The 11881-nt window shown below is 64.3% G+C and carries 8 protein-coding genes; 4 read left to right on the top strand and 4 right to left on the bottom strand.

The genetic code is table 11. From position 1 onward, the window contains the following. Nucleotides 1-59: 59 nt before the first annotated feature. Nucleotides 60-452: a helix-turn-helix domain-containing protein gene (locus D7X12_RS33065; protein WP_120629211.1), complete on the bottom strand. Its 393-nt coding sequence runs from the start codon at nucleotides 450-452 to the stop codon at nucleotides 60-62. Nucleotides 453-742: 290 nt separating this feature from the next. Here D7X12_RS33065 and D7X12_RS42600 point away from each other — a divergent pair, with 290 nt between their 5' ends. The 3 genes from D7X12_RS42600 to D7X12_RS42590 are packed head-to-tail and all read left to right on the top strand — an operon-like array spanning nucleotide 743 to nucleotide 4859. Beyond that, on the top strand, nucleotides 743-2674 hold the full coding sequence (locus D7X12_RS42600) for a hypothetical protein (RefSeq protein WP_147443872.1): 1932 nt from the start codon (nucleotides 743-745) through the stop codon (nucleotides 2672-2674). Nucleotides 2675-2676: 2 nt separating this feature from the next. Beyond that, nucleotides 2677-3933, top strand: coding sequence for a hypothetical protein (locus tag D7X12_RS42595; RefSeq protein WP_147443871.1), 1257 nt, complete (start codon nucleotides 2677-2679; stop codon nucleotides 3931-3933). Next, entirely contained in the window at nucleotides 3933-4859 is a 927-nt protein-coding gene (locus tag D7X12_RS42590) for a hypothetical protein (RefSeq protein WP_147443870.1), read from the top strand. The genes D7X12_RS42595 and D7X12_RS42590 overlap by 1 nt, the downstream gene beginning before the upstream one ends. A gap of 181 nt (nucleotides 4860-5040) precedes the next feature. Here the strand turns inward: D7X12_RS42590 and D7X12_RS33060 are convergent, their stop codons facing one another. From D7X12_RS33060 to D7X12_RS33050, 3 genes are read right to left on the bottom strand one after another with little or no spacing between them, the layout of a single operon-like run. Next, on the bottom strand, nucleotides 5041-6081 hold the full coding sequence (locus D7X12_RS33060; protein WP_120629210.1) for an alpha/beta fold hydrolase: 1041 nt from the start codon (nucleotides 6079-6081) through the stop codon (nucleotides 5041-5043). Next, on the bottom strand, nucleotides 6071-7612 hold the full coding sequence (locus D7X12_RS33055; protein WP_167509074.1) for an FAD-dependent oxidoreductase: 1542 nt from the start codon (nucleotides 7610-7612) through the stop codon (nucleotides 6071-6073). The genes D7X12_RS33060 and D7X12_RS33055 overlap by 11 nt, the downstream gene beginning before the upstream one ends. A gap of 21 nt (nucleotides 7613-7633) precedes the next feature. Next, a complete protein-coding gene (locus D7X12_RS33050; RefSeq protein ID WP_120629208.1) occupies nucleotides 7634-10003 on the bottom strand; it encodes a GMC family oxidoreductase N-terminal domain-containing protein in 2370 nt (789 codons plus the stop codon). Between the two features lie 288 nt (nucleotides 10004-10291). Between D7X12_RS33050 and D7X12_RS33045 the strand changes: the two genes are divergently transcribed. Then, nucleotides 10292-11881, top strand: a 1590-nt coding sequence (locus D7X12_RS33045; RefSeq protein WP_147443869.1) for a serine/threonine-protein kinase, incomplete at its 3' end; no start/stop codon positions are given.

Below are 11881 nucleotides of genomic sequence, written 5' to 3'. Positions count from 1 at the left end.
CACCGGAATCGGTGCTCGACATGCCCGGAATGCCTGCTCGGCATCCCCGGAACGGCTGCTCACCTTGCTCCGGAATCGCTGCTCACCTTGGCCCGGAATCGGTGCTCGGCTTGCCCCGGAACACGCAGCACCCGGCACAAAGTCTTTCGGAAGCGCTCATCCACTTTGGTGGGGCCATTGAAGGCTCGTCGGTCCACCAGTCCCTCGCGCCCGTGCTCCTGGTAACGACGGACCGCGCAAACCACCGTGGACGTGGCGCACAGCAGCTCGCGCGCCGCCTGGCCTCGTGACTGCCCACTCGCGACCTTGGCGACCGCCAAGCATCGCCGCAGGGTGAGCGGGCAGCCGGTCCTCTCTCCCCAGCGAATCAGCCGCCTGCGGTCACGACAGCCCAGGCGCAGCTGTTGCCCTCCCTGAGGCAGGGCTCGCTTCTTCCTCCGGTTCTTGCGCACACAAGGCCGAACGGGGCGAGTCCCTGCCCCTTCCCCGCGCTGCTGGCGCCCGCCTACCCTCCAGGCTGATCGAGAATCGCGCTCCGTCGTTTAGCTACTTAACCAGCACCACCCATGTGAGCCCTCCACAGGTCCACTCCGACCCACCCAGTCTTCATCCACCCAGCAGACAAGCAGTAACGCAGTTCCGCACGAGCACAGAGCATGCCAAACACATCGCACCTTACCAAGGACACGTGCTGGCGGCATGCAGGTGGCGCACCCACCCCTAATTCGAGTACAACAGGCGCATGGCAAGAAAAAAAGACCAGACAACAGCACAGACAATAAGCACCGACCCCGCAGAACAAGACGACGGGCAACAGACAAGCCCGGACTCGCCCAGCCTATTTGCAGACATCAAAAAGTCACTCGCCACCAAACACAAAAACAGAGACCTACTAATAAGCATACCCATTTGGGGCTGGACAGGCGACGGGAAAACAGTCGCTCTCCTAGCATCACACTACTCTCTGGATGTACTCAAACACGGGCTAAGTCTCGCCCTGATAAACAACACATACGCCTTGCAGAAAATGGAGGCCGAAAGCGAAGCATATCGCGGGCTCAATCTCGTCGCCGCCGCGGCAACGACGAAAAACCGAATTACCCCGCTCATCGAACGCTTCATAGAAGGTGGCGAATGGCCCCCAGGGACAGATGAAGGGTCGCCATACCTCTTTGACCTACGCACAATTTTCGGAACAGTTGGCTACCTACTCATGCCAGACCTTCGCGGAGGCAGCTATCGAGAGGGCGATGAGCAGGCGCGAGAAGTGTTAAGAACCGCACACGCGTGTATCATCCTGGTCCGCCCGGAACAGTTCATAGCCGAAACAAGCGACGGCAAGAGATATCGCGATGCAGTAATTGGGCAAATCCAGGACTCAGCAGCTCTAAAAATACCAACAGCAGTAATGATAACACAAGCAGACAAATACCCCGACACGGGATCAGCGGCAGACACAACGCACAACCACCTCACGATCCTTCTCGAACAACACGACGACTTCCCCAACAGCATCTCAAGGGTTTCGGTTGTTGGCAAGAAAATCGAGAATGGTCAACTACCCCCCATAACAGAAAGAGTTGCCGACAGCCTACTCAGGCCGGTCGCTTGGATTTTATGGCAGGCACTGCAACGCCCCAAAAACGCTATACACTCAATAGTGCCTTCAATTTCTCTTCAACCCACTGAAGTCACAAGCGCAACAGAGGCACGCGCAACTGCTCCCGAGCTGAGGGCTATTAGCGAGAAAAGCAACGCCCCAGGCATCGTCATAGCCGCAGCCTCAACTGCCCCTCGCACTGCCTCATTTATTTTCCTAGACAACGACGGCTTCATCTTCGAAACAGAACTATCGACATCATCCAACCAAGATTCGCGGTTTTCGAAGTCGGGACAACTGACTGACTTCGACATTGACACAACAAACACTCAACTCCAGGCGACCGTCGACTCTGGAAACATAACCCTGGGACAGCGAGTGAACGCAAATTGGATTTGGCATGGTCCCAGCGGCAGCCAAATACAGAAGACTTCTCTCCCAGCAATGCTGAGCGCCTGGGCATCCATCGGCCCAGGCCACATTGTCGGCGTGGATGCCTCTGGCTCAGGCCGTCTTGGTTCGTTCAGGCTCTCGAACGGAAAGTGGCAGCTAATTGATCACGTCGGCGGCTTTCTTGAGCAAACTCCAATATTAACACTCGGATACCTACCAAGAAGCATGCTCGTCATCGCCATGAATGGCAAAGAATCCGAAGGTGTACTCCTACGAAGTGACGGCTCTTTTGGCGATCGCGTAACATCTCCCGTGTCGCTTCAGTACGACAGCGCACCTACGCACCTTAATGAAGTAGGAATGGCTGCATCCATAACAACGACCAACACTCTTAATGCCACAGCAACGGAAAAGACCTTGTCGATACCGAAGGCTGCGGATGGATTCGACTCGCTAGCTGTAGCGAAGTCATCTCCTATTTTCTCGGCGGTTCTCAAAAACATGCAGCTAGCAACGGCAAAATTCGTCTCAGGCAACTGGGCGGTCACTGAGGCCAAGTATTCACCCCAGCTAGAAGAAATGCCTGTCTCGATGCAGTGGAGTCCGGATGGGCGACTACTTGTAGCGACATTCGGTGGGGGTCGGTGGACTAGTTATCGCCCATTCGGGCTAGGAGCTTAGCAATGGATGCTCAGAGTTTTCTCCAAACCGTTTTGCCTGCCGGCGAATGGTCAAACATAAACGTCGTCAGTGCCGACGGATTGATGAGCGGTCGAGACTGGGCAATCCTCGCCACCGCAGACTGGCAGCGCCGCGGAGAAGTTGCAGCCTTCATCAAATTCATCCGCGCAGCTGGGCCAACAGCAGGCAAAGACACGCACATTGTCACAAACGCCGAGCGACTAAGGCAAATTGAGGCTCGCCTCCAAAAAGTAAGACAGTCGCGAAATATCCCCGTCGTCCCAATCTTAGAAATCAGAATGATCCTAGACAAGGGCCTGCTTCTCGCAATGGAGCGAGTCCAAATCGTGCAAACGCTTATTGACAGTGGGAAGGCAGGCCGTGACTTGGCCACCAAACTTCTCATCCAACTGAACCCTGACAAAATTCAGTCACCACAAATATGGCACCACTTCGACGTATGTGCGCGCAACATTGGAATCACCAGAGACGGCCGCCCCGTCTTCATTGACATCGAAAGCATTTACTTCGAGACCGACGGCAACATCGCAGTGACAGTCCCTGTCTTCAAGCCATGGCGACTGCCCCAGGCGCTGAAAAACGAGGTTCTTGGCGGCACCAGAGCCGAGGGCATCATAATTCAGATGTCTGCGCAACTCGCCAACCAAAAACTCAAATCTGAAATTATTCTTGCCGCCGCCGAATGCTGTCTTGGCGCGATACCACACCCAATCGATCCCCTTGACTGGCTAGCATCCTTCAGCGGCAACAAGCAAGCATTGACCTTCTTGGAGGCTCTCAGCCTTCTTTCCAAAGGCAAAGAAGTCGACCTCGACGGACTCGCGGCCATGATTCAAGCGATTGTCCCTAGCGCAGATCCAATACGAGCGCCCAGCCACCCCGTCGACCCCAGCCCACCTAATCCAACCAGCGACGCGGCTCCAATCAGTTCGACACCTAGCCCTGCTGCCTCTGACTGGGAGGCTCTTCACGAAACACTCACAGGCCAAGCGCGCGCACTAAGACGCGCCGAACTCACCAAGGACGAGATAACAAAATACAGAGAACAGCTCGAACAAATAACGGCCCAGTTTCCCGAAGCGCTTCCCGTCTGGAATGAGCTACTCTTGGTGGCCATCTCCTACGAACTTGACCGCGATAGAGCATTTTTAGTTGTCAACAGGGCCCTGGACATCCATGGCGACGACAAAGGTCTGAAGCAATGGAAGCAAATCCTCTCTACATGGAAGGCCACCTAATGGAAAACGACCTCCTATCCGCTCCTACGGAATCATTCGTAACCGTTTGGACCAAGGGCTTTAGAGTTTCGGAAGATAGCGATGAGTTCCAGAGGGTAGTCCCCCCAAAGGACGACTTCTTGCTTTCCTTAGAATCGGAGCTTCAGAAATCTAAAGTTTGGCCCTCTGTGCTTGAGCCTCTCTACGGACTTGCTGAGCATGAGCTCTCCACACAGCGCTGTATGCTCGTGCGCTCCGACGAGATTGGAGTTTTCGCTGTGAGCCGATCAGAAGACAAACACAGCCGGCCGAATTTGGTCGTCGTGCTTGTTGCAGCTCGGATTGACTGGCGTGACCAGGACCTCGGCAACCTCGTAGCGAGGCTGTCGAATCTTGCTGGCCGCCTATCGAAACACTTCTCGGCAACTTTTCGACGCAACCCGACGGAAGTACAGGCGCAACTGAGAGCAGCAAACTTTCTTTCCGACCGGAAGTACAACATTTCCGAAGAGCCTCCCAGTGCGATTATTGACTGGGGAGCAATAATAAACACAGTCAGAAAATGGCGCGGCATTCAAGGGGTATCTACACTCAAGTTAGCTACACTGGGTGCGAATATTGTCCTTGGCACGCGCGGCGAAGCGGAGCGCCTAGCATCCAGGATAGATGGGTATATCGACATGCGCACACTTCAAATCGTGCCATTGAATCCATCGCTGACGCCGTGGGCAAAGCCAGACGAGATTCCAGTCGGTGGACACACATCTTCCTTGCAGGAGACGCCCCCCTCATTGCCGGTGACATCAAAGAGCGAGGACCAACTTGCTTCAATTGAACAAAGCCTAAAGGAGATCAGCGGTTCGGTCTCGCGAATCGCGGATGTTTTTCTTGGGATCTCCGAGGGGCTACTGAAAATATTCTCTGGCGGGACTCGCCGCGACAGGTGAGGCCAGTACTAACTGGGATTCCTCTTTATCTCCTCATGATAATGGGCACGCGAACTCACAGGCGCGTTAGCCAAGCAAGAGCTGCGGCGACTAAATTCAGGCGCCGGCAATAACTGAGACCCAATCAAAATGAAGAGGAAGGACGAGACTCGCGCTTCAAGAAAGCTGATTACAGCTTGTGCTATTGGGCGCGGGGCTGGAACTCCAGCGCGTCGCGCAGCACCGGGTAGGTGTCCTCGGACGCGGTGCAGCCCATGAAGGTGTCCAGGTGGCCGTAGTCCCGCAGGATGCGCCGCTGGTAGTAGCGGGCCCCGTTCGCCTCGCGCAGCCACGCGAAGGTGCGCTCCGTGGACGTGGGCAGGTAGGTGCGGTTCTGCTCGCTGGAGATGAACGTGATGGGGCGCTTGAAGGGCGCCGGGTCCAGGTAGTCCGGCGGCCGGGCCTGCCCGTAGCGCTGGAGGTTGCCCTCGCGGCCGTGGTCGTAGCGCACCGCGTGTCCGACCCGCGCCATCTGCGCCAGGTGGCGGAACGTCATCAGGTTGCAGCGGCCGAACTGCTCCTCCAGCCGAGCGTGCGTCTCCCGGTTGAGGCTCGAGTGCCGGTACAGCCGCCCGTACATGAACGACAGCCGGTGGCACACGGGGCTGTCACACTCCATGCGCAGGAAGCTGGAGACCTTGCTGAAGGCCAACTGGAACAGCGGCGTGTTGGACGCCTCGTCCGGCGTGAGCGAGTCCAGCCCCAGGTCCAGCAGCTCCGGCACCCGCAGCATCGACTTGAAGCGCGTGGCCCTGGGCACGTCGTGGTGCAGCGCCACCTGCGAGGCCACCACGCTGCGCACGTCCGGCAGGTGCCCGGCCGCGAGCGACATGAAGAACGCCGCTGAACCCGCGCAGTGCACCACCGCCTGCACCGAGTCCGCGCCCGTGATTTCACGCACGCGCCGCACCGCCGCCGGCATGTCGTGGTCCGCCGCGTCGTCCAGCGAGGACTGGCGCAGGGGCAGCTGCACGCTGGCGCGCCAGTCCAGGAGCCACGTGTCGTAGCCGTGGCGCACCAGGTACTGGACGAAGTTCTCCTTCAGCGTGGGCAGCATGAACATGCCGCTCCACACGCCCGCGCCGTGCACCAGCAGCACCGGCCCCTTCGTGCCGCCCGGGTAGCGCGTGAGCCGCAGCGGGAGGCCGTCCCCCGCCAGGAAGTCGTACCGCTCAGAAACCATGGGCCACCGCCTCCGCGATGCGCTCGGACACCGCGCTGATGGTCATCACCGGATGGAAACCAATCGACGTGGGGATGACGGAGCCATCCGCCACGAACAGGCCGGGGTAGTTGAACACCTCGCCCTGCGTGGACACGACGCCGCGCTCGGGCGACTCCGCCACGTGCGCCCCGCCCAGCGAGTGCACCGTGAAGGGCCGGCGGAACAGCTCCCACGTGACGAGCGGCGCGAAGGTCCCGCCGTACTGCGACGCCAGCTCCCGCATGGCGCCCATCATCCGCGCCACCAGCTCCGCGTTCTCGCCCGCGTAGTCCCACTCCACGTCCAGCCGGTCCCCCTTGAGCCCCATGCGCCCGTTGGCGTTGTCCTGGCCGATGCCGAACAGGTTGCTCGTGCGTGAGGGGTCCACCGCATTGCTCAAGGGCTTGTTGAACAGCCCCTTGGCGAAGGCCGCGTGTACGAGCGGCCCCAGCTTCGTCCACAGCGGCGCGGCGAGGCCCCCCAGCGGGCCCAGCTTCGGCTGCCCCATGCCCGCGAGCACCGTCGTGGCGGGCTTGTTGAAGGTGGCCGTCACCATCGTGAAGCGCGGGGCACGGTCGAAGAACTTCATCACCGTGGCCACGTCCGGGCCCACCCACGGGAGGATCTCCTCGCGGCTGCCCTGCAGCGAGCCCAGGAAGTCGCCGTTGCCGGAGTACCCGTGCCCCAGCCGGTCGCTCAAGAGCGGCAGCGTGCGCGCCCGGTCGCGGCTTCGCAGCAAGATCTCCACCGTGCCCAGCGCCCCCGCGGACAGCACCACCCGAGCGCCCTCCACGGACGCCTTCGCGCCGGTGGCGAGGTCGCGGTAGTGCACCCGGTAGCCGCCCGCGACGCGCTGCACGTGGGACACCGACAGGCCCGGCCACACCGTGGCGCCCAGCGCCTCCGCGCGCGCCAGGTAGGTGAGGTCCAGCGTGTTCTTCGCGCCGTGCTGGCAGCCGAACTCGCACTCCGCGCAGAGCTGACACACCTTGCGGCCCGGCCCCGAGGGCTTCGTCCAGGACACGGCTTCCGTGGGATCAAAAGTCGGCCGGCCCATGCGCCCGGCGGCCTGCTGGAACAGGTCTCGCTTGCGCAGGGGGATGGACGCGGGGAACGGAGAGACGTCCAGTTCGCGCGCGACCTTGTCGTAGTACGGCTCCAGGGCCTCGCGGGTGAAGCCCTTCGGCCAGCGCGGATGGTCGAAGACGATGGGGTCCGGCCGCACGTGCACGTTGGCGTAGATGAGCGAGCCGCCGCCCACGCCGCTCGCCGTCACCGTGCCGATGCCGGACAGGAAGCGCACGTCGAAGAGGCCCCGCGCCTGGGGCCGGGACGGCTCGCGCCAGAGCAGCTCATCCGCGCGCGTGACATCGCGGGGGAACTGGCCGGGGGCATAGCGCCGGCCCCGCTCCAGCACCGCCACGGATTTGCCCGCCTGCGCGAGCCTGAGCGCGGTGATGGAACCCCCGAAGCCGGAGCCCACCACCACCACGTCGTAACGCGTCGCCATCCCCACGATGTGCCGTCCTCCCTAGTCGAACTTCGCGCGCGCGAAGACGTCCCAGAGCGTCCCCATGAACATGCCGCCAAACCGTCGGATCGCGTCCGCCCGCTTCAGCGGGGACGCCGTGCCCGTCACCGTGAACGTGGTGAGCTGCTGGAGGAAGTCCGGCAGGTGCAGGCGGATGATGCCGCTGGACACCACGGGCGCGGTGCGCTCGGTGCCCCGGCGCACCACCGTGAAGAGCGTGGACGTGTCGCTCCACACGTCGAAGCCCGCGTCGTCGCGGACCTCCTTGTAGCCATCCAGCAGGTACGGCTGGCCGTCCATGCCGGTGAAGGGCAGCAGGTACAGCATGCGCCGCTGGTAGAAGCGCTCCGCGTCCACGAAGAGGTTGAACACGCCGTTCTCCACCGCCGAACCACCGGGCGGCGTGAGGCCGTGCACGTGGACGGTGCCCTGCGCGATGCCGCCGTGCGACTCCTGCGCGAGGAAGCGGTCCAGGTTGGGCAGCGTGATGGTGACGACGAAGTCCGCCACGTGGCCCGCGCGCTGGGCCGCGCGCTCCGCCCCGGCGAAGTCGTCCGAGGGCAGGTACGCCGGCTGGACGAAGCCCTTCATCCGCTCCGTGAAGCGCAGCCCCACCACCGGCGTGGGCGAGGCCACCGTGCCCCCGGGCGGAACCACCACCGTGCCCAGCGGATCCGTCCCCGGTACCACGGGCATGTGCGGCGTCTCCACCTCCACCGGCATCCGCATCGTCGTCTGCGCGAACCCCCGGGGCGCCGCGCGCGTCGGCTTCGCGGGAGCCCGCTCCGGGGCCACCCAGCCCGGGGCGTCCTGCACCTTGCGGATGACCTGCTCCACGTTGCGCTCGGCCACGGCCGCGATGCTGGAGGACGGATTCACCCCGATGCCCACCGGCAGCGCCGCGCCGTCGAACACGTACAGACCGGGGTAGCCGTGCACCTCCCCTTCCGGGTTGAGGACGCCATACGCGGCCTCCTCCGCCATCGCGCAGCCGCCCAGGTTGTGCACGGACACCGGCAGGTGCAGCCGCTCCCACAGCGGGTTGTAGGCCGCGCGCGTGCCCAACGCCCGGGCCACGTCCTCGCAGAGCTGCTCCTGCGTGCGGTACAGCGGCAGGTTCGCGGGCACGTCCCACTGCACCTGCAACTCGCGCGTGACGGGCGACAGCGACAGCCGGCCGTTCGCCTTGTCGCGGCCCATGGCCAGGAACACCGCCTGGAAGCGGCCACGCTCGTTCTCGATGGCGGCCAGCTCCCTGGAGCGCAGGCGCAGCGCCTTCACCAGCTCCCGCTGGAGCAGGTCCGCCGGGAGGCTGAGCGCGCGGTCCGGATCCAACGCGAGCATCAGCCCCGCCGCCTGCGCCGGGTGGCCCCCCTCCTGGAAGAGGAACCAGGTCTTGTCCTTCCCCGTCCCCTCCTCCACCACCATGCCGGTGGTGATGGTGGGGCCCACGGAAGGGTCCCACGGCTCCTTCGTGTCGAACGCGAACGCGAGGAAGTCCCCGTTGGCCGAGTAGTGCGAGCCCAGCCGCGCGCTCAACTCCGGCAGCGTGCCCAGGACGTCACGGTTGCGCAGCAGCAGCTCCGTGGTGTTCACCGCGCCCGCGCAGAGGAAGACGCGGCGCGCGTCCACGGTGCGTTGCATGCCGGCGGCCGCGTGGTCGGTGAACGTGACGCGGTAGCCCGGCGACAGCGGCTCGATGCGCGTCACCTCCGCCTGCGTGGTGACCTCCGCGCCCTGCTGTTCGGCGACGGCCAGGTAGTTCAGGTCCAGCGTGTTCTTCGCGCGGACGTTGCAGCCGATGTCGCACTCGCCGCAGTAGTTGCAGCCCTCCTGCGCCACGCCGAACTTGTTGGGCAGCGACTCGCCCGCGGGGGCGAAGCGCACGGCGAGGTTCGGGTGGAAGAACTGCGCCTCGCGGCCCAGCTTCTTCGCCACCTCCTGCATCCGCTTCGTCTTCGTCGGCAGGCCGCGCGCGGAGGCGGTGATGGGCTGCACGTCCAGCATGTGCGCGACCAGGTCGTAGTACGGATCCAACGCCGGGCGGCTGTAGCCCTCCGGCCACCCCGACGCGAACACCTCCGCCGGAGGACGCAGGTGCACGTTGGCGTAGATGAGCGAGCCGCCGCCGTACCCCGCGGACTGCACGATGCTCATCCCCTTGAGCAGCTTGATGTCGAAGAGCCCCTGCCGGTGCTGCCACAGCCAGCCGTTGCGGGGGTCCTCGAAGTCGCGAGGGAAGCTGCCCTTCGGGTAGCGCAGGCCGCGCTCGAGCACGCGCACCGACAGCCCCGCCTGCGCGAGCCGACAGGCCGCCACTGCGCCGCCAAACCCGGTGCCGATGACCAGGGCGTCGTATGCCGGTGCCATGTTCCCCCTCCGGGTGAGGTCCCCGGAAGCAGGGACCCAGAGCACGACCCGGGAGCGTCCGGAAAAGGACGCCCCGATCCTACAACGGGACGGCGACTTTTCCTTGAGGCCCACCCACCCCGCAGGGCGCTCTTTTCAGCGGTTGATCCGCGCATTCCAGGAACAGCGCGGATCCGCATTCCGCCGTGGCCAGCGTCAGCAAGCAGACGGCCGGGCTTGGGGCAGGTGGCCGGGGCGTGCGACGTTCCCCCGGGCCCACGCTATTCTCGCTGGATAGCCAGATTTCCAATGAAGACTCGAAAGATTCCAGACACCGGGTCGCACCGCGCTGTGACGCAGCAGGAGATGCCGGCCCTGGCGCCGGTGGATCCGCTGGTGTCGACGCAGTTGGGCGAGTTCGTCATCCAGGAGCGCATCGGCTCCGGAGGCATGGGCGTGGTGTACCGCGCGGTGCATCCGCTCATTGGCAAGCAGGCGGCCATCAAGGTGCTGCGGGCGGAGCTGATGTCGCCGGAGCAGGCGCAGCGGCTGCTGGTGGAGGCCCGCGCGGTGAATGCCATCCGGCACCCGGGCATCCTGGACATCTTCAACTTCGGCACGCTGCCGGATGGGCGTCCGTATGTGGTGATGGAGCTGCTCCAGGGTCGGCCGCTGGCGGACGTGCTGCGCGCGCAGGGCCGGCTGGACGTGGCGATGACGGTCTGGATGATGGATCAGATGTTGTCCGCGCTGGGGGCAGCGCACCGTGCGGGCGTGGTGCACCGGGACCTGAAGCCGGCGAACGTGTTCCTGGTGGAGCTGCCGGACGCTGCGCCCACCCTGAAGCTGGTCGACTTCGGCATCGCGAAGGTGTTGCAGTCGAACGCCGGGCTGACGCAGACGGACGGCTCCGTGCTGGGCACGCCGGAGTTCATGGCGCCCGAGCAGATCCGCGGAGGCACCATCGGTCCGGCGACGGACCTGTACGCGGTGGGCATCATGACGTTCCAGATGCTCACCGGCGCGCGGCCCTTCCAGGGCGAGAACGTGCAGGTGATGTTCGCCCACGTGGAGCAGGCCCCGCCCCGGCCCTCGTCGAAGGTGGAGGGCATTCCGCCCGCGCTCGACGCGCTGGTGCTCCAGTTGCTGGAGAAGGATCCCGCGCGGCGTCCGGCCTCCGCCGAAGCGGTGCGCCAGCAGCTCCAGGCGCTGTCGCGGGAGCTGTTGCTCCAGAAGCCCACGGGCACGACGGGGCTCCGCACGGCGATGAAGCCGGAGGGCGAAGCGCCAACGTCCCCTTCCACGGTCCAGGCTCCGCGGTTCCTGACGGATCGCCGGAAGGCGGCGGCGCCGCTCGTGCTGGGAGCGGTCGCGGCGCTGGTGCTGCTGCGGGTGGGCTTCGGCTGGCTGAACCGCGAGCGGGAAGCGACGCCGGCCCGGGTTCAACAGCAGCCCACTCCGCCCGCGCCCGTGCTGACGCCGCGGCCTCCGGACGTCGTGCGCCCAGAGCCAACGGTGGGCACGGCCCCGGTGCTCGCGGGCGTCCAGGAAACGCCCGCGGAGGTCACCTCCCCGGTTGTCGCCGGAGACGACGCGGACACGGCTTCCGGGATCGAGGCGAAGGCGTCGGCGTTGCCGCTCGGTTCACCGTCGGAGAAGCGGCTCGCGCGGAGACTGGCCGGGCTGTTCAAGCAGTTGCGTGCGCGGGCGAAGGACGTGGATGCGGAAGGCGAGCTGCGGGGCAAGCTGGTCCAGCAGTACCGCGCGGCCACGGATGCCACCACGGAGCCCGGGCGCGCACGCATCCACCTGGCGCTCGATGCCTGGGAGAAGGTGCTGGCCGAGCGCATCGCCCGGCACGACGCGCCGCCCCCGCCCGTCGTCCCGCCGGTGGTGGCC

It is taken from the genome of Corallococcus sicarius (assembly GCF_003611735.1).
Classification (GTDB): domain Bacteria; phylum Myxococcota; class Myxococcia; order Myxococcales; family Myxococcaceae; genus Corallococcus; species Corallococcus sicarius.
This window is presented reverse-complemented; position numbering and strand designations above follow the sequence as displayed.